The organism is Kitasatospora sp. NPDC052896 (assembly GCF_044547075.1).
GTDB lineage: Bacteria > Actinomycetota > Actinomycetes > Streptomycetales > Streptomycetaceae > Kitasatospora.
Map to the genome: position 1 here is coordinate 1081705 of NZ_JBITZU010000001.1, position 17948 is coordinate 1099652.

The 17948-nt window shown below is 73.1% G+C and carries 16 protein-coding genes; 8 read left to right on the plus strand and 8 right to left on the minus strand.

Translation table 11 applies throughout. From position 1 onward, the window contains the following. Positions 1 to 243: 243 nt before the first annotated feature. From ACIGXM_RS05055 to paaN, 3 genes are all read right to left on the minus strand, one after another. On the minus strand, positions 244 to 2661 hold the full coding sequence (locus tag ACIGXM_RS05055) for a protease pro-enzyme activation domain-containing protein (RefSeq protein WP_396556877.1): 2418 nt from the start codon (positions 2659 to 2661) through the stop codon (positions 244 to 246). A 373-nt stretch (positions 2662 to 3034) separates the two neighbouring features. Further along, the gene (locus ACIGXM_RS05060) at positions 3035 to 4561 is read right to left on the minus strand and encodes an FAD-dependent monooxygenase (protein WP_396556878.1); all 1527 of its coding nucleotides are present in this window, start codon (positions 4559 to 4561) and stop codon (positions 3035 to 3037) included. A 221-nt stretch (positions 4562 to 4782) separates the two neighbouring features. Continuing rightward, positions 4783 to 6465, minus strand: a complete 1683-nt coding sequence (gene paaN, locus ACIGXM_RS05065; RefSeq protein WP_396556880.1) for a phenylacetic acid degradation protein PaaN — start codon at positions 6463 to 6465, stop codon at positions 4783 to 4785. 157 nt (positions 6466 to 6622) lie between these two features. Between paaN and ACIGXM_RS05070 the strand changes: the two genes are divergently transcribed. Continuing rightward, a complete protein-coding gene (locus ACIGXM_RS05070) occupies positions 6623 to 7204 on the plus strand; it encodes a TetR/AcrR family transcriptional regulator (protein WP_396556882.1) in 582 nt (193 codons plus the stop codon). Here the strand turns inward: ACIGXM_RS05070 and ACIGXM_RS05075 are convergent, their stop codons facing one another. Then, on the minus strand, positions 7205 to 7786 hold the full coding sequence (locus ACIGXM_RS05075; RefSeq protein WP_396556884.1) for an Lrp/AsnC family transcriptional regulator: 582 nt from the start codon (positions 7784 to 7786) through the stop codon (positions 7205 to 7207). Positions 7787 to 8002: 216 nt separating this feature from the next. Here ACIGXM_RS05075 and pdhA point away from each other — a divergent pair, with 216 nt between their 5' ends. The 4 genes from pdhA to ACIGXM_RS05095 all read left to right on the plus strand — a co-directional run bounded on the left by pdhA (position 8003) and on the right by ACIGXM_RS05095 (position 13261). Next, entirely contained in the window at positions 8003 to 9142 is a 1140-nt protein-coding gene (pdhA, locus tag ACIGXM_RS05080; protein ID WP_396556886.1) for a pyruvate dehydrogenase (acetyl-transferring) E1 component subunit alpha, read from the plus strand. Between the two features lie 5 nt (positions 9143 to 9147). Next, positions 9148 to 10149, plus strand: coding sequence for an alpha-ketoacid dehydrogenase subunit beta (locus tag ACIGXM_RS05085; protein ID WP_396556888.1), 1002 nt, complete (start codon positions 9148 to 9150; stop codon positions 10147 to 10149). A 3-nt stretch (positions 10150 to 10152) separates the two neighbouring features. Further along, the gene (locus ACIGXM_RS05090) at positions 10153 to 11448 is read left to right on the plus strand and encodes a dihydrolipoamide acetyltransferase family protein (RefSeq protein WP_396556890.1); all 1296 of its coding nucleotides are present in this window, start codon (positions 10153 to 10155) and stop codon (positions 11446 to 11448) included. Between the two features lie 484 nt (positions 11449 to 11932). Next, a complete protein-coding gene (locus tag ACIGXM_RS05095; protein WP_396556892.1) occupies positions 11933 to 13261 on the plus strand; it encodes a globin domain-containing protein in 1329 nt (442 codons plus the stop codon). A 10-nt stretch (positions 13262 to 13271) separates the two neighbouring features. On the opposite strand, the gene ACIGXM_RS05100 is transcribed toward ACIGXM_RS05095, so the two are convergent. Next, positions 13272 to 13823: an NUDIX domain-containing protein gene (locus tag ACIGXM_RS05100; RefSeq protein ID WP_396556894.1), complete on the minus strand. Its 552-nt coding sequence runs from the start codon at positions 13821 to 13823 to the stop codon at positions 13272 to 13274. 139 nt (positions 13824 to 13962) lie between these two features. Next, positions 13963 to 14340 (minus strand): phage holin family protein, encoded by a 378-nt coding sequence (locus ACIGXM_RS05105; RefSeq protein WP_396556896.1) that lies wholly within the window; start codon positions 14338 to 14340, stop codon positions 13963 to 13965. Positions 14341 to 14459: 119 nt separating this feature from the next. Here ACIGXM_RS05105 and ACIGXM_RS05110 point away from each other — a divergent pair, with 119 nt between their 5' ends. The 3 genes from ACIGXM_RS05110 (at position 14460) to ACIGXM_RS05120 (ending at position 15935) form a co-directional block, all read left to right on the plus strand. Next, the gene (locus ACIGXM_RS05110; protein ID WP_396556898.1) at positions 14460 to 14777 is read left to right on the plus strand and encodes a cupin domain-containing protein; all 318 of its coding nucleotides are present in this window, start codon (positions 14460 to 14462) and stop codon (positions 14775 to 14777) included. 118 nt (positions 14778 to 14895) lie between these two features. Further along, positions 14896 to 15564, plus strand: coding sequence for a thiaminase II (tenA, locus tag ACIGXM_RS05115; protein WP_396556900.1), 669 nt, complete (start codon positions 14896 to 14898; stop codon positions 15562 to 15564). Positions 15565 to 15734: 170 nt separating this feature from the next. Next, entirely contained in the window at positions 15735 to 15935 is a 201-nt protein-coding gene (locus tag ACIGXM_RS05120; RefSeq protein WP_396556902.1) for a DUF5326 family protein, read from the plus strand. Positions 15936 to 16070: 135 nt separating this feature from the next. On the opposite strand, the gene ACIGXM_RS05125 is transcribed toward ACIGXM_RS05120, so the two are convergent. Both ACIGXM_RS05125 and ACIGXM_RS05130 read right to left on the minus strand, forming a co-directional pair. Continuing rightward, positions 16071 to 17561 (minus strand): SPFH domain-containing protein, encoded by a 1491-nt coding sequence (locus ACIGXM_RS05125; protein WP_396556903.1) that lies wholly within the window; start codon positions 17559 to 17561, stop codon positions 16071 to 16073. A gap of 147 nt (positions 17562 to 17708) precedes the next feature. Continuing rightward, the gene (locus ACIGXM_RS05130; RefSeq protein WP_396556905.1) at positions 17709 to 17915 is read right to left on the minus strand and encodes a hypothetical protein; all 207 of its coding nucleotides are present in this window, start codon (positions 17913 to 17915) and stop codon (positions 17709 to 17711) included. Between the last annotated feature and the right edge of the window lie 33 nt (positions 17916 to 17948).

A 17948-nucleotide genomic window follows, 5' to 3' on the forward strand; every position in this document is an offset into this window, starting at 1 on the left:
CGGAGCCGAGGCTACGTCATCTACCGGCAAGTATGACAGTGGTCACGACAAATTACTTTCACGTTTCCGCCGGGGATCTGCAAACCCGCGAAACAGGAATGCAACAATCCCGCCGGCATCGGGCGGACGGCCCGGTACCGGCGGGATGTGTGAGCGGCTGGTATTTCCCGCGCTCCGGTGGCGTTAGGGCACCGGATAATCACGCGGAGTCGTCGGATTTCTCAGAATGCGAGATCCCGGGACTCAGGAGACATTCAGCGCGGTGTCGTCGATGACGAAGCTGGTCGACAGCGAGTCGCCCTCGGTTCCGGTGAACTTCAGGGTGACCGTCTGGCCCGCGTAGGACGAGAGGTCGAAGGACTTCTGGACGTAGCCGGTGTTGGCGTCCACGTTCGAGAAGGTGTGCAGCGTGGTGCCGTTGGCCTGCACCGTGAGCGTGTCGTACGCGGTGTTGCCGGTCTCGGTGGTGTCGACGTGCAGCCAGAAGCTGAAGGTGGCGGTGCAGCCGGCCGGGATGGTGACGGTCTGGCTCAGCGTGTCGGTGTGCGCGGAGCCGTAGCCGTCCAGCCAGGCATCCCAGTTGCCGGAGTGGGCCGGCTCGGAGGACATGTCGTTGTTGATCACGCCCGGGGTCGAGGTCCACGGCGCGGCGCTGCCGGACTCGAAGCCGGGGTTGCCGAGCAACTGGGCCGGGGTGCAGCTGGAGGCGGTGACGGTCCAGGTGAAGCTGGTGGTGCCGGTGGCGCCGGTGGCGTCCTTGGCAGTGACCGTGACGGTGGAGCTGCCCGCGGTGGTCGGGGTGCCGGTGATCAGGCCGCTGCCGCTGATCGACAGGCCGGCCGGCAGGCCGGTGGCCGAGTAGCTCAGGGTCTGACCGGAGGTGCTGTCCGAGCCGGCGAGCTGCAGGTTGACCGCGCTGGCGGTGGTGCTGGTCTGGGTGCCCGGGTTGGTCACCGTGACGGTGTTGCCGCCCGCGGACGAGCCGCTGCCGAGCAGGGCGTTGGTCAGCGCGTCGGCGACCGGGGAGCCCCAGCCGGTGACCTGGTCGTAGCCCGGGCCGGCGTTGAAGTCCTGGTTGGAGCCGGTGGTCACGTCGTGGAAGGTGCTCTTGTACGCGGCGCTGTTGGCGACCGAGTAGAGCGCCGGGTTGGCCTGGCCCAGGTTGGGCTTGGTGGCCGCGGCGGCCTTCTGGTTGAACAGCGCGGTGAAGCCGGACCAGAGCGGGGCCGCCGCGCTGGTGCCGCCGTAGACCTGCCAGGCCGGGCCGTTGGTGCCCTGGGTGTAGATGGCGAAGCCGCTGTTCGGGTCGGCGTTGGAGGCCACGTCCGGGACGGTGCGCATGTTGCCGCTGATGTTGGTGCCGGTCTGCCAGCTGGGCTTGGCGAAGACGGTGGAGACACCGCCGCCCGCGGTGCTCCAGGCGCTCTCCGAGGAGTAGCTGCTGCCGCTCAGCTGGAGGTTGGTGCCACCGACGCCGGTCACGTACGGGTCCGAGGCCGGGAAGTCCACCGACTTGACCGAGGAGCCGCTGGTGGAGCGGGTGCAGTCGCGCGAGCCGTCGTCACCGGAGGCGGAGAAGACCGAGATGCCCTCGGCGGCGGCCTGCTTGAGCGAGTTGTCCACCGCGGTCATCGAGGACTGCGTGGTGTCGGGCTCGCAACCGCCCCAGGAGATGGAGATGACCGAGACCTGGTCGTCCGCGACGATCTTCGCGGCCATGTCGATCTCGCCCTGGTCGGTGTTGGGGGCCTCGTAGATCAGCTGGGTGGCCTTGGGGGCGACCCCGCGGACGATCTCGCTGTCCAGCTCGACCTCGCCCTGGCCCTGGCCCGGGTTGCTGTCGTAGTTGGCGCCGTCGACCGAGACGGTGCTGACGGCCGGGCCGGTCAGACCGAACTGGCTGTTGTAGGTGCTCAGGTTGGAGGCGCTGTAGCCGTCGAACTCCCAGAGCGCGACCTTCTCGCCGGTGCCGTCCGCGCCGACCTTGTTCAGGTTGTAGGCGCCGTCGTACTGGGACGGGCCGTAGCCGCCCGGGGTGGCCTGCGGGCTGGCGTTGTTGGGCTTGGCCAGCTGCGGGGTGCGCACGGTGTGGTTGTTCAGGCCGGAGACGCCCTGGACGACCGCCGCCACGTCGGCCGGCAGGGTGGCCGCGCCGTCGTTGGCGAAGAACTGCTTGTGCTCGCCCGAGTCGTAGTACGCGCTCTCGTGCGTGCCGAAGGCCTTGGCGATCTGCGCGTCGGTGCCGTGCGCGTCGACCACCTGGCGGTTGGCGCTGACGGTCGCGGTCAGGCCCTGCGACTTGAGGTAGTTGACCACGTGGTCGACGTCGGCCTGGGCCGGCGCGTAGCGCGCGGTGAACTGCGCCGGGGTCAGGTAGTGGCCGTAGCCCGCCGAGTGGGGGTTGGCGACGTTGGCCAGGAACGTGTCGAGGTCGGCGGTGTTGCGCAGCTTGAGGCTGACCGCGACCGAGATCTGCTGGGCGGCGGGAACATCACCCTGCTTCTGCGCGTTGGCCACCGCGGGGGTCACGGTGTCGGGCAGGGATATCCGCGGTGCCGCCACGTTGGGGGTGGCGGCCTGCGCGGTGGTGACTCCCAGCGAGGCGGCGGACAGCGGCAGCAGGGCGATGGCCGCTGCGAGCGCGAGGGGGCGGGGACGCACTGGCTCCTCCTCTGGCCGGCGTGCATGGCCGGCAAGGGGCTAAGCGTTCCGGTCGAAAACGCTCCGATGAACATCCCAGAAACTTGCTGGAAGTTGACCCAAGAAAAGGTAATCGATTCCCCAATAACAGTAAACTGTTAAGGAGTTGGGTCTGAACTCAAGAGGCCCCGACCATACAGTTTATGGCATCGGTCTGGACCACCTCGCGGCGGGTGGAGGAGGGGTGGCGACCCTCCTCCGGGTACGCTCCGGCCACGCCTGTTGGAGGCCGTTCCGGCGACTGCGACGAACGCGAACTGCCCACCGTCCCCGAAGGGATGGCGGGCAGTCGGGACCGGTTTAGGTCAGCGTTAAGGCTGCCGTTCGGTTCTCCTCAAAGCGCTCGGTCCTCCGCCGGGGTGCCGAGCCACCGGGTCAGCGCGAGGCGCAGCTCGGTCCGGCTCGGATCGGCCGCCGCCCAGGCCGCGTAGCCGTCCGGGCGGACCAGCAGCACCGTGGAGCGCAGCTTGCCGTGCGGGTTGGCCGGCGCCGCGTGCACCAGCCGGTCGGCCCACGGCTCGGTGACGGCCGGCTCCAGCCCGCTGAACGGCGCGCCCGGCGCCCGCTCGTCGGTGGTGACCAGCACGAACTTGCCCTCGCGCAAGGCCTCGTAGAGCCGCGCCGGCCGGCCCGGGCGGTCCGCCGCGAGCCGCAGGTCCGGCACCCGGCGACCGGCCAGCGGGTGCGCGCCGGGCTCGGCGCGGTAGCGGAAGGTGATCCCGGAGACCGTGCCGGCGGCCCGGGAGACCACCGGGCTCAGCGCGTCCACCAGCGCGGCGACCGCCGAGCGGGCGGCCCGGCTCGCCGTGCTCCGGGCCAGCGCGATCCGGATCAGCGCGCCGGAACTGCGCAGCACCGAGCGGCCGATCGGGTGGCGCTCCTCCTGGTAGCTGTCCAGCAGGTGCTCCGGTGCCCAGCCGCGGACCACCGCGGCGAGCTTCCAACCCAGGTTGGCGGCGTCCTGCAGGCCGGTGTTCATGCCCTGGCCGCCGGCCGGGGAGTGGCAGTGCGCGGCGTCCCCGGCGAGCAGTACCCGGCCGTCCCGGTAGCGGTCGACCTGCCGCTCGTCGCTGTGGAACCGGGAGAGCCAGCGGGCGTCGTGCAGGCCGTAGTCCTCGCCCAGGACGCGCCGGGTGATGTCGGCCACCTCGGTCAGCTCCACCGGCGCGTCGTCCGGCAGCTGGCGGGAGCGGTCCCAGGCGATCACCCGGTACCAGCCGTCGCCGAACGGGGCGACGAAGCCGAAGCCGTCGGCGGTGGCACGGGCGGTCAGCACCTCGCTGGGCGCCCGGTCCAGCCGGACGTCGGCCAGCAGCACCGAGCTGACCACCGACTCCCCCGGGTACGGGACGCCGAGCAGCTCGCGGACCGCGCTGCGCACGCCGTCGCAGCCGACCACGTAGCGGGCCCGGTGCCGCGTCGGGCCGGCCTCGGTCCGCACGTCGAGGGTGACCCCGTCGGCGTCCTGCCGCAGACCGGTCACCTCGTGGCCGCGCAGCAGGTCGGCGCCGGCCTTCACGGCCCGTTCCTGCAGCACCCGTTCGGTCTGCGACTGGGGGGTGATCAGGACGAACGGGAACCGGGTCGGCAGCCTGGCGAAGTCGACGTCGAGCCGGCCGAACAGCCGCATCGTCGAGATCACCGTGCCGGTGGCGAGCAGCTCCTCGGCGAGCCCGCGGGCGTCCAGCTGTTCCAGGGTGCGGGCGTGCACGGCGAAGGCACGGGTCAGGTTCGACTCCTTGCCGCGCTTCTCCAGGACGGTCGTCCGCACCCCGGCCGCCGCCAGGTCGCCTGCCAGCAGCAGGCCGGTCGGGCCCGCCCCGACGATCACCACATCGGATTCGATCGGCTGGTCGGTCATGGGTCATCTCCCCGCGCTCGGACGATGATCGGCGATCGGGGACGGTTCTCAGTCCCCGCTCAGCTTCCCATCATCGCGGGCCGGGCCGGCGCTGTGAATCTCCTCGGCCCGGCGGAGTCGGCGGCGGGACCGGGGATGGGGCCGGGCCGGGGCCGGACGAGGCCGGCCCCGCCCCCCCGACCCCGCGCGCCCCCACTCGGCCCCGCCCGCCCCCCGGTGGCTCAGGCCGGCCGACGGACCTGGACCACCCGGAACCGGCTCGCCACGAACGCGGCGTCGGTGTACGCGGCGTTGGCGGCCGGGTTGGCGCCGGTGCCGTGCAGGTCGGAGAAGGCCGCGGTCTGGTTCGGGTAGACCCCGCCGGTGAGGTTGAGCGAGAGGGACACCCCGCCGTCCAGGCAGGCCCGGACCAGCTGCCGCTCCACCTCGGGCGAGGTGGTGTAGCCGGTCGCGGTCATCGCGCCCTGCTCCCGCACGGTCCGGCCGAGCAGCTCCACCGCGTCGGCGGTGTTGTCCACCGCGACCGCGAAGAAGACCGGCCCGAAGCACTCGCTGAGGAAGACCGCCCGGTCGTCCGGCTTGTGCGCCTCCACCTTGATCAGCGCGGGGGTGCGGATGGTCGCGCCGGGGAACTCCGCCGACTCCACCACCCGCGGCGCGAGCGCGAGTTCGCCGTACTCGCCGCCGGCCGCGGCGGCGCTGCGCTGCAGCACGCCCGGGTTGACCACGGCGCCCAGCACGGCCGCGGCCCGCGCGTCGTCGCCGAGCAGGCCCTCGATCGCGGCGGCCAGGTCGGTCACCACCTGGTCGTAGCTCTTCTCGCCCTGGTCGGTGGCCACCCCGGTGCGCGGGATCAGCAGGTTCTGCGGGGTGGTGCACATCTGGCCGGTGTAGAGCGAGAGGGCGAAGGCCAGGTTGTTCAGCATGCCCTTGTAGTCGTCGGTGGAGTCGATCACCACCGTGTTGACGCCGGCCTTCTCGGTGTAGACCAGGGCCTGCCGGGCGTTCTCCTCCAGCCAGTCGCCGAACTCGGTGGATCCGGTGTAGTCGATGATCTTCACGTCCGGGTGCAGGGCCAGGGTCTTGGAGATGCCCTCGCGGTCGTGCTCGGCGGCCAGCGTGACGGTGTTGGGGTCGAAGCCGGCCTCGGCGAGCACCTCGCGGGCGATCAGCACGGTCAGCGCGAGCGGCAGCACGGCCCGCGGGTGCGGCTTGACCACCACCGGGTTGCCGGTGGCCAGCGAGGCGAACAGGCCGGGGTAGCCGTTCCAGGTCGGGAAGGTGTTGCAGCCGATCACCAGCGCGGTGCCGCGCGGGACCACCACGGAGTCCTTGATCAGCTTGAGCGGGTCGCGCTTGCCCTGCGGCTTGGTCCAGCCGGCCCGCTCGGGCAGCCGGGTCTGCTCGGCGTAGGCGTAGGCGACCGCCTCCAGGGCGCGGTCCTGGGCGTGCGGGCCGCCGGCCTGGAAGGCCATCCCGTAGGCCTGGCCGGTGGTGTGCATCACGGCCTGCGCGAACTCGTGCGAGCGGGCGTTGATCCGGGCCAGGATCTCCAGGCAGACCGCGGCGCGCTCGGCCGGGCTGGCGGCGCCCCAGGTCGGGGCGGCGGCCCGGGCGGCGGCCAGCAGCGCGTCCGCCTCGACCCGCGGGTAGCCGATGCCCAGCTCGATGCCGTACGGGGAGGCCTCGCCGGCGACCAGCTCTCCGGTGGTGGGGTGGCCGGGCAGCTCGAAGGCGGTGCCCAGCCGGGCCTCGAAGGCGGCCTTGCCCTCGGCCGGGGCGTTCTCGCCGTAGGCCTTGGGGAACTCCGGGTACGGCGACCAGTAGTCCCGGTCGGCGAGCGCGGTCAGCGCCCGGGCAAGGGTGTCCTGGTGACGTTCGATCAGTGCCTCGACGGCGGCCATGCGGCGCTCCTGGAGAGGGGAGGACAGGGCTGACGTACCCCAGCGTAACCGAACGATCGGTCGGTCCAACAGGGTGCGCGCCGGAGAAACCTCGGCCGACCACCTCGGGAACGGGGGCCGGTTCGCCGCCGGGAAGCCGCCAGGGATACTTCAGAGCATGGCCGACAACCCCACCCGCACCACGTACACCGTCGACTCGTTGCTCGCGGTGACCGTGGAGGTCTTCAATGCGCGCGGCTACGACGGCACGTCGATGGAGGACCTGTCCCGGGCCGCCGGGATCTCCAAGTCCTCGATCTACCACCACGTGCGCGGCAAGGAGGAGCTGCTGCGGCTCGCCGTCGGCCGGGCGTTGGACGGGCTGTTCGGCATCCTGGACGAGCCGGGGGCGCTGGCCGGCCGCCCGGTGGACCGGCTGGAGCACGTGGTGCGGCGGACCACCGAGGTGCTGCTGGCCGAGCTGCCGTACGTCACGCTGCTGCTGCGGGTGCGCGGCAACACCGGGACCGAGCTGTGGGCGCTGGAGCGCCGCCGGGACTTCGACCACCGGGTGGCCGAGCTGCTCCGGGAGGCCGTCGTCGACGGTGACCTGCGGGCGGACGTCGAGCCGCGGCTGGCCACCCGGCTGCTCTTCGGCATGATCAACTCCATCGTGGAGTGGTACCGGCCCGGCGTCTCCGGCGCGGACGGCGTGCCGGACGCGGTGGTCCGGCTCGCCTTCGACGGGCTGCGGGCGTAGTCAGAGCGCGGGCGGCACCCGGTCGGTCTCCTCGAAGACCAGCAGGGTCTGGGTGGCCAGCACCTCCGGGATCGCCTGGATGCTGCCCAGCACCAGCTCGCGCAGGGTCCGGTTGTCCGGGGTGTGCACCAGCATCAGGACGTCGAACTCGCCGCCGACCAGCGCGATGTGCGCCACCCCGGGCAGCTCCAGCAGCTGCTCCCGCACGGTCCGCCAGGAGTTCTGGACGATCTTCAGGGTGACGTAGGCGGAGGCGCTCTGGCCGGCCCGTTCGTGGTCGACCCGGGCGGTGAAGCCGCGGATCACGCCGTCCTCCATCATCCGGGCGATCCGGGCGTAGGCGTTGGCGCGCGAGACGTGCACCCGCTCGGCGACCGAGCGCACCGAGGCCCGGCCGTCCTGCTGGAGCAGGCGCAGGATGGAACGGTCCACCCGGTCCAGGCCGCGCTCCACCGAGGTGCCCGGGGCGGAGGGTGCGGCCGGGGTCCGGCCGCTCGGCGGCTTCGCCGGGCCGGGCGGCCGGCCGCCGTCGCGTGGCGCGGGCGGTTCGGCCGTTCGTCCGGCCATTTGTTCAGCGTCCATGTCCCCGGGCCCTCCCATGGTGGACGTAGTGCCTCCAGTCGACTGCCGTGGCAGCCGATTGTCCAGCACCTTCGTTCGGCTGTGGCCACAATGAAAAGACAACCGAACAATCGGTTGGGAGGCAATCCCTTCCCCCCTCGTTGCCCCCCATGGGCCGGCCTTCCCCTTGTCCACCTGCCGGCCCCCTGCCCTCCCCACCCCTTGGAGGTGCCCGAGATGACCGTCCTCGACCACCGGCCGACCGCGCCCGTGCCGGGCTGGCTGCCCGGAGCGACCGGTCCCCGGACCGACCCGGCGCCACTGCTGCCGGACCAGGCCCCGCTCCGGGTGCTCGACACCCCGGAGTTCGAGAAGGCCGATCCGGCGCTGCTGCTCGACCTCTACCGCCGGCTGGTGGTCGGCCGCCGCTACAACCAGCAGGCGACCACCCTCACCAAGCAGGGCCGGCTCGCCGTCTACCCCGCCTCCACCGGTCAGGAGGCCTGCCAGGTGGCGGCCGGCGCGGTGCTGCGGCCCGAGGACTGGCTCTTCCCGAGCTACCGGGACACCCTCGCGGTGGTCTCCCGCGGGGTCGACCCGCTGGAGGCGCTCACCCTGCTGCGCGGCGACGCGCACACCGGCTACGACCCGCTGGCCACCCGCACCGCGCCGCTCTGCACCCCGCTGGCCACCCAGGCCCCGCACGCGGTCGGCCTGGCGCACGCCGCCCGGCTGCGCGGCGAGCCGGTGGTCGCGCTGGCCATGCTGGGCGACGGCGGCACCAGTGAGGGCGACTTCCACGAGGCGCTGAACTTCGCCGCGGTGCTGAACGCGCCGGTGGTCTTCCTGGTGCAGAACAACGGCTACGCGATCTCCGTCCCGCTCACCCGGCAGTCGGCCGCGCCGAGCCTGGCGCACAAGGCGGTCGGCTACGGGATGCCGGGCCGGCTGGTGGACGGCAACGACGCCGCCGCCGTGCACGCCGTGCTCGGCGAGGCGGTCGAGCGGGCCCGGGCCGGCGGCGGACCGACCCTGGTCGAGGCGCTGACCTACCGGCTGGAGGCGCACACCAACGCCGACGACGCCACCCGCTACCGCCAGGACGCCGAGGTGGCGGCCTGGCGCGAGCACGATCCGATCCTGCTGCTGGAGCGGCGGCTGCGGGCCGCCGGTCTGCTGGACGACGCGCTGGCCGAGCGGGCCGTCCAGGAGGGCGAGCAGCTGGCCGCCCGGATGCGCGCCGAGTTCCACGCCGAGCCGGAGCTCGACCCGCTCTCCCTGTTCCGTCACGTCTATGCCGAACCGACCCCTCAACTGCGTGAACAAGCCGAGCAGTTGGCTGCCGAACTGGCCGCCGGGGCGGAGGCCGGGGAGTGAACACGATGGCACCGGAGGCGACCCCGGCGGTCCGTACCAGCACCATGGCGCAGGCGCTCAACGCGGCGCTGCGCGACGCGATGCGGGCGGACCCGACGGTCCACCTGCTCGGCGAGGACGTCGGCACGCTCGGCGGGGTCTTCCGGATCACCGACGGGTTGAGCGCGGAGTTCGGCGCGGACCGCTGCCTGGACACCCCGCTCGCCGAGGCGGGCATCCTGGGCACCGCGATCGGCATGGCGATGTACGGGCTGCGGCCGGTGGTCGAGATGCAGTTCGACGCCTTCGCCTACCCGGCGATGGAGCAACTGGTCTCGCACGTGGCGAAGATGCGCAACCGGACGGCCGGCAGGCTGGCGCTGCCGATCACCGTGCGGGTGCCGTACGGCGGCGGGATCGGCGGGGTCGAGCACCACAGCGACTCCTCGGAGGCGTACTACGCGGGCACCCCCGGGCTGCACGTGGTGACCCCGGCGACGGTGGCCGACGCGTACGGTCTGCTGCGCGCCTCGATCGCCTCGGACGACCCGGTGGTCTTCCTGGAGCCCAAGCGGCTCTACTGGTCCAAGGCCGAGCTGGACCCGGCGGCGCCGGTCGAGCCGGTGGGTCGGGCGGTGCTGCGGCGGACCGGGCGTTCGGCGGTGCTGATCACCTACGGCCCCTCGCTGCCGGTCTGCCTGGAGGCGGCCGAGGCCGCGAAGGCGGAGGGCTGGGACCTCGCCGTGCTGGACCTGCGCACCCTGGTGCCGTTCGACGACGCCACGGTCTGCGAGGTGGTCCGCTCGGTGGGCCGCGCGGTGGTGGTGCACGAGTCGACCGGTTTCGGCGGGGTCGGCGCCGAGATCACCGCTCGCGTCACGGAGCGGTGCTTCCATCACCTGGCGGCGCCGGTGCTGCGGGTCACCGGGTTCGACATCCCGTACCCGCCGCCGATGTTGGAGCACCACCACCTGCCCGGTGTGGACCGGATCCTGGACGCGGTCGCGCGGCTGCAGTGGGAGGACTGAGCGATGCCGATCGTGCGCGAGTTCACCCTGCCGGATCTGGGCGAGGGGCTGACCGGGGCGGAGATCACCCGCTGGCTGGTCGAGGTGGGCGAGGTGATCGCCGTGGACCAGCCGGTGGTGGAGGTGGAGACCGCGAAGGCGGTGGTGGAGGTGCCCTGCCCGTACGGCGGGGTGGTCACCGCGCGGTTCGGCGAGGTCGGCGACGAGCGGGAGGTCGGGCAGCCGCTGGTGACGGTGGCCGTCTCGGCCGGGGAGCCGGGGGCGGTGCCGGACGGCGGCGCCCGGGACGGCGCGGCGGCCGAACGGCCACTGGTGGGGTTCGGGGTGGCGGAGGGCGGCAAGGGGTCGCGCCGGCGCCGGGTGGGGACGGCCGTCGCCACGCCGGTCGCCACGCCGGTCGCCGCGCCGGTCGAGGCCGCCGCGCCGGTCACGGTGCCCGGCGTCGTCGCGGTGATCTCGCCGCTGGTCCGGCGGCTGGCCCGCGAGCACGGGGTCGAGCTGGGCCGGCTCACCGGCAGCGGGCCGGACGGTCTGATCATGCGGGCCGACGTGGAGCGGGCCATCCGGCCCGCGCCCGCCGCTGCTCCGGTGGCCCCGGACCAGGACGTGGTCCCGCTGCGCGGCCTGCGCCGCACGGTGGCCGAGAAGCTCACCCGCAGTCACCACGAGATCCCCGCGGCGACCTGCTGGGTGGATGCGGACGCCACCGAACTGCTCGCGCTGCGCGAGCAGATGAACCGCGGCGGCGGCCCGAAGGTCGGCCTGCTCGCCCTGTTGGCCCGGATCTGCACGGCCGCGCTGGCCCGCCACCCGGAGCTCAACTCCAGTGTGGAGCTTGATGCTTCCGGTGTTCCCGGCGCGCTGCGCCGGCACTCGGCGGTCCACCTGGGGTTCGCGGCGCAGAGCGAGCGCGGGCTGGTGGTCCCGGTGGTCCGCGATGCCCACCTGCTCTCCACCGAGCAACTCGGCGCCGAGCTGGCCAGGTTGACCGTGGCGGCCCGGTCCGGCTCGCTGACCCCGGCCGAACTCACGGGCGGCACTTTCACGTTGAACAACTACGGGGTGTTCGGGGTGGACGGCTCCACGCCGATCCTCAACCACCCGGAGGCGGCGATGCTCGGGGTCGGCCGGATCGTCGCCAAACCATGGGTGCACCAAGGGGAGTTGGCGGTGCGTCAGGTCACCCAGCTGTCGTTCACCTTCGACCACCGGGTCTGCGACGGCGGTACCGCGGGCGGGTTCCTGCGCTTCGTCGCGGACTGCGTGGAGCAGCCGGGGATGCTGCTGCGGCAGCTCTGAGGAGCTCGCCGCGGAAATCGGCGGACGCCGCCATCCGTGCAGCCTAGCGCGCGGGTGGGGCGTCCGTCCGGCGTTCGCGCGATTTGTCGGATCAGCTGTTCGGTCATGCCACGCTACCCGAGGCGTTGCTGGGACGACCGGAGGCGAAACGATTCTCTTGAGTACGCGTCAGGCTGGTACGACATCGCTTCGCTCGCTGCTGGTCCGCTCCGGAGCCGGCTCGGCCGCCGCCTCGGCGGTGCCGGGCCTGCCGGCGGCCCCGCCCGGCCCCGATCCGGCGCCGGCGGTCGCCGCCGAACCGGTCCCCGTTCCGGGTGAGATCGGCGGGAGGCCGATACCGCCCCGGCCGACCGTCCCGCCGCTCGTCCCCGCTCCCCCCTTCGCGCCCCCCGCCCCCCGAGCCCCCGGAGCCGCTGGAGTCCCGGCCGCCCCGGTCGGGGCGACACCCGCCCGGCCGCCGGAACCGGCGGCCACCGAGCGCCCGGTGATCGAGCCGCTGTTCAGCTGGGCGCCCGGCCTCAACTGGACCGGCCCGGGCGACCACTGGAGCCGGGCCTGGGCCGTCCGGGCCGAGCACCGGACGCCCCCCGCCGCGCCCGTCCCGCCGCCGGACCTCGCCGCCGAGGCCGCCGCACAGCCCCCCACCCCCGGCGACATCGAGCTGATCCGGGCCAGCCTGGCCGTGGTCGAGCCGGTCGCCGACCGGGCCACCGCGCACTTCTACGCGCTGATCTTCCTGCACTTCCCCGAGGTCCGGGCGCTCTTCCCGGCCGCCATGGACGTCCAGCGCGACCGGCTCTTCCGTGCCCTGCTGATGGCCGCCCGCAACGCCGACGACCCGGCCGGCCTGACCGCGTACCTGGCGAGGCTGGGCGAGGGCCACCGCAAGTACGGCACGCTCACCGCCCACTACGCCCCGGTCGGCGAGTGCCTGATCGCCGCGCTGGCCAAGTACGGCGCCAGCCGCTGGGACGCCGCCACCGAGCTGGCCTGGCGCCGGGTCTACCGGCTGGTCTCGACGATCATGATCGAGGCGGCCGAGGGGGCCGCCCGCACCGCGCCGCCCTGGTGGCAGGCCGAGCTGGTGTCGCACCAGCAGCGCGGCCGGGACGTCGCGGTGATCACGGTCCGCCCGGACCAGCCCTACCGCTACCGGGCCGGCCAGTACACGACCCTGGAGACGCCCTGGTGGCCGCGGGTCTGGCGGAACTACTCGTTCGCCACCGCACCCCGCCCGGACGGCCTGCTGACCTTCCACGTCAAGGCGGTGCAGGCCGGCTGGGTGAGCAGTGCGCTGGTCCGCCGGGCGGTCCCCGGGGACGTGCTGCGGCTCGGTCCGCCGGCCGGCGAGATGGTGCTGGACCACGGTGACCCCGCCGACCTGCTCTGCCTGGGCGGTGGCACCGGGATCGCGCCGGTCAGCGCGTTGATCGAGGAGGTGGCCGAGCACGGTCCGGCCGGCCGCCGGGTCGAGGTCTTCTACGGTGCCCGGCGCGCCGACGAGCTCTACGAGCTGGACGCGCTGCGGCGGCTGGAGCAGCGGCACCGCTGGCTCTCCATCCGCCCGGTGGTCTCCGAGGCGGGGGCGACCGCCCTCAGCGCGGCCCAGGCCGGTGGCTGGGAGCGGGTGCGGCCGGGGACGCTGCTGCCCGGGCTGCTGCCCGACGTGGTGGCCCAGCTCGGCCCGTGGGACGGCCACCGGGCCTTCCTCAGTGGCCCGGCGGCGATGATCCGGCGCAGCGCGGCGGCGCTGGCCCGCTCGGGGGTGCGGGCCGAGCACATCCGGCACGACCTGGTCGGCGAGCTGGCCTGAGCCCCGGTGTTCAGGCCAGGTCGGGCGCGAGCATCGCCCGGACGCCCTCGATGTTGGCGGCCAGGAAGGCGCGCAGCGAGGGCGGCACCAGGTTGACCTGGGTGACGCCCTCGCGGGTGAACGGCAGCCGGACGATCTCGTACTCCCCCTGCGGCTCGTCCACCTCCGGGCCGTGCCGCCGGTCCGGGTCCATCGAGGCCAGCCGGCAGACGAAGAAGTGCTGCACCTTGACCCCGTGCGGGTGCGCCAGGGTGCCGTCGTCGTGGTGGGTGTGCGCGACCGTGTCGACGAAGACCGGCACCACGTCGACCACCTTGCCGCCGAGTTCCTCGTCCACCTCGCGGTGCAGGGCGTCGACCACCGTGCGGTCGGCGGGCTCGACCCCGCCGCCGGGCGTGATCCAGTACGGGTCGTGGCCCGGCCGGGTGCGCTTGATCACGATCAGCTCGGCGGCGGCGCCCGGGTGGTCGGCGGGCAGGTCGAGCAGGATCGCCCGGGCGGTGCGCTTGACCACCGGCCGGGGGTGCGGAGTCGTGGACGGGTGGGCGACGGACTGCCCCATGGTCACCTCCGAGGGGCCCGGCGGACGCCGGACCGGCACGTTGTGCGGGAGTCTGCCGCGCCGGAGGCCCGCCGAAACGCCGTACCGCGAACGAAGCGGAGGTGATGGTTCCGAAGGTGTGCCGCTCGGTCCCCGCCGCTCAGTCCTCGTCGTCGATGGCCAGGTGCAGGCCCCAGGAGACCAGGCTGATGATCAGAGCGCCGAAGAGCGCCGCCCAGAAGCCGCGGACGTGGAAGTCCAGCTTCAGCTGGTCCGAGGCGAACGAGGTCAGCCAGAGCATCAGGGCGTTGATCACGAAGGTGACCAGGCCCAGCGAGAGGATGAAGAGCGGCAGCGAGAAGAACTTCACCACCGGCTTGATCAGCCAGTTCACCACCCCGAAGATCAGCGCGACGGCGATCACGGTGAGTGTCTTGTGCTGCCAGTCGCCACCGGACAGGGCGATCCCGTTGACGAGCCAGGCGGCCACCCAGATGGCGACCGCGTTGATGAGGGTCTTGACCACGAAGTGCTTCATGGCCCGCATCGTGACAGGACCGGACGGCGGGCGGAAGCTTCCCCGACCCTGGTTTGTCCCGGAAAGTGTTGTCGACCGTTGTCGAGGAAGGCAGCGACCCCCGGAGAGGAACAGCGCTGATGAAGGTCTTCCGGCTGGACGAGCTGGACGCGGAACGGGCCGCCAACCAGGGCGCGTACCTGCGCTTCCTGCGTGAGCGGAACATCTCGGCGGGCCTGTACGCGCTCTCCCCCGGGGAGAGCGACACCCAGTCCGCGCACGAGCAGGACGAGCTGTACCAGGTGATCAGCGGGCGGGCCTACCTCACCGTCGGGGAGGAGACCGCGACGGTGGCGCGGGGGAGCGTGGTGTACGTGCCGGCCGGGGTGCCGCACCGGTTCCACCACATCACCGAGGAGCTGCGGGTGCTCGTGGTGTTCTCACCGCCGGAGGCGTGAGCCGCGCGGCAGGCGTGCGGTGGGCCCGTGCGCCGGGCGCCCGGGGCACGTCCCGGGCAGGCGTTCGAGCCGTGAGCGGGCCGGCCGCCGGCCCGGCCCCGGCGCGTAGGGTCGGGCCATGACCCAGACCCTGACCGAGGAGCTGTGGGCCGCCATCGAGCCGGTCTACGAGCGGATCCTCGACCACCCGTTCCTGGCCGGGCTGACCGACGGCACGCTGCCGCGCGCGGCGTTCCGGCACTTCGTCGTCCAGGACTCGCACTACCTGCGCGACTACGCCCGGGCCCTGGCGGTCTGCGCCGCCAAGGCGCCCGGCGAGCAGGAGGTCAGGGCCTTCGCCGACGACGCGATCGGTGCGCTCGCCGCCGAGCAGGGCATGCACGCGGAGTTCCTGACCGCGTTCGGGGAGAGCGCCGAGCAGGCCGCCGCCGAGCCGGTGCTGCCGACCACCCGGGCCTACACCAGCTACCTGCTGGCCACCGTCTACGGCGGCTCGTTCGCCGAGGCGGTCGGCGCGGTGCTGCCCTGCTACTGGATCTACGCCCGGGTCGGCGCGGAACTGCTGGCGAAGTCCTCCCCCGACCCGCTCTACGCGCGGTGGATCGCGGTCTACGGCGACGAGTCGTTCCAGTCCGTGGTGCGCCGGGTGCTGGCGCTCACCGACCGGCTCGGCGAGCAGCTCTCGGCGGCCGAACGGCGCCGGGTGACCGAGCACTTCACCACCACCTCGCGCTACGAGTGGATGTTCTGGGACGCCGCCTGGCGGGGTGAGGGCTGGCCGGTGTAAGGCGCCGGTAAGGGCTACCCCGAGGCCACCACCTCAGGGCTATCTCCGGGTTCTCTCGGGGGCCGGATCGCTCGTCTCCGCGTCGAGCCCCGCCTACGATCGAGGTAACGGAAAGCGGACGGGATGCGGCGACCGGGTGGAGCCGATCCGAGGGGAGAGAAGGAACGGACATGGCTGAGCTCTGGAAGTCGCTGCCCTCGTGGGTGCGCAACATCGTGGTCCCGATCATCGTGATCGTGGTTCTGTGGAACGTGCTCGGCTTCTTCGTGGGCGTGGTGAGCGCGCTGGTCGGTCTGGTGATCAAGGCGCTGGTGGTGGTCGGCATCGCGGCCGCCGTGGTGATCCTGGTGAAGAAGGCGACCAAGGGCTGACGCCCGCACGGTCCGTCCGGCGCCCGCTCCCCGGCTTCGGGGGCGGGCGCCGTCGTCGTACGGCCGGGCGTACGACGCGGCCCGTCCCGCCACGGTGGCGGGACGGGCCGGGTGAGCACGGGTCGGGTCGGGCTCTCAGGCGGTCGGGTCGGGCTGGATCGGGATGGTCTGCTTGGCGGGCCGGGCGGTGGCGTCGTCCTTGCGGGCGGCGTCCTCGCGTCCGTTCGCGCCGGCGCCGTCCATCGCGCTGAGCAGCTGGCGGGCCAGGCCCAGACCGGTGCCGCCCATGGTGAGCGCCTTGGCGAACATCTCGCCCATCCCGTCCGCGCCGTTCAGCAGCACCATGTGCTCGACGTTGCCGAAGGCCTCGGCGCCGGCCCGGACGATCTCCGGCCAGTTCTCGGCGAGCTGCTGGGCGACCACGGCCTCCTGGTTCTCGGCCAGTGCGGCGGCCCGGGCCTTGATCGCCTCGGCCTCGGCCAGACCGAGCGCCCGGGCGGCTTCGGCGGTGGCCAGACCCTTGGCCTCGGCCGCGGCGGCCTCGGCCTGACCGGTGGCCTTGGTCGCCTCGGCGGCGGCCAGGCCACGGGCCTTGGTGGCCTCGGCCTCGGCCTGCGCGGCGACCCGCACCCGGTTCGCCTCGGCGGCGGTCCGCAGCTCGGTCTCCCGGGCCTGCGCCTGGGCGGCGGAGATCCGGGCGTCACGCTCGGCCTCGGCGGCGGTCCGGGTCTCGTACGCCCGGGCGTCGGCCGGCTTGCGGACCTCGGCCTGCAGCTGCTGCTCCTTGCGGTGGCCCTCCAGCTCGGCGACCTTGGTCTCCTGGACCACGACCTCCTGCCGGGAGGCGGCCTGGGCGAGCGGTCCGGCCTGCTGCGCGCGGGCCGCCGCGGTGTCCATCTCGGCCTGGTAACCGGCCTGCTGGATACCGGAGTTGCGGGTCGCCTCGGCCTTCCGGGCGAACGCCTCCTGCTCCGCCTCGGTGGCCTGCCGGTCCGCCTCGGCGGCGGCGATCCGGGCGTCGCGCTGGACGGCGGCGGCGTGCGGGGCGGCCAGGTTCTTGATGTAGCCGGTCGGGTCGAGGATCTCCTGGATCTGCAGCGAGTCGATGATCAGCCCGAGCTTCTCCATCTCGGTGCCGGAGGCGGCCCGGGTCTCCCCGGTCAGCCGCTCGCGGTCGCGGATCATCTCCTCGACCGTCAGACCGCCGACGATCGAACGGAGGTGGCCGGCGAAGACGTTGTGGACCCGCGCGCCCATCATCTTCTGCTGGTCCAGGAAGCGGCGGGCGGCGTTGGCGATCGACACCGTGTCGTCGCCCACCTTGAAGATCACCACGCCCTTGACCTGGACCGGGATGCCCTGCGACGTCACGCACTCGACGTCCAGGTCGGCCTCGTTGAGGTCGAGCGAGAGCCGGCGGACGGTCTGGATGCCGGGCGTCACCAAGGTCCCCCGCCCGGTGACGATCCGGAAGCCCAGCCCGTCCCCGACCCCCTCGGTGCGGTGCTTGGAACCGGAGATGATCAGGGCCTCGTTGGGTTCGGCGACCCGCCACATCAGCTTGAAGAGCACGATCACCACGATGACCGCCGCGACGACCGCGCCGGCGATGATGCCGATCAGCATCGGCTAACTCCCCCTTCAGGGCACACCGGTTCCGTGGCTGCGCTCGGTTGTGCAGGATGGCGCGGAATCCAGTGGCGCAGGAGATTCTGCGCCTCCTTCGATCACATGGGAAGCCCGGGGTGGCGTGTCGCCCGGCGGGGTCGCGGCTCAGCCCAGCACGGACGCCACGAAGACCGTCCGGGGCGGCTGGTACTCGACCACCACCACCGGCGTGCCGACCGGCAGCGACTCCCCCGGGACCGCCGGGTAGGCCAGGAAGGCCTCGGTCCCCTGACGCTCCGGCACGTGCAGCAGCACCTCGCCGACCAGCCCGGTGCCGACCCGACCGGTGACCCGTCCGGTGTGTCCGATCATCCGTCCTCAACTCCCCCCGTGGCCGCCCTGGTG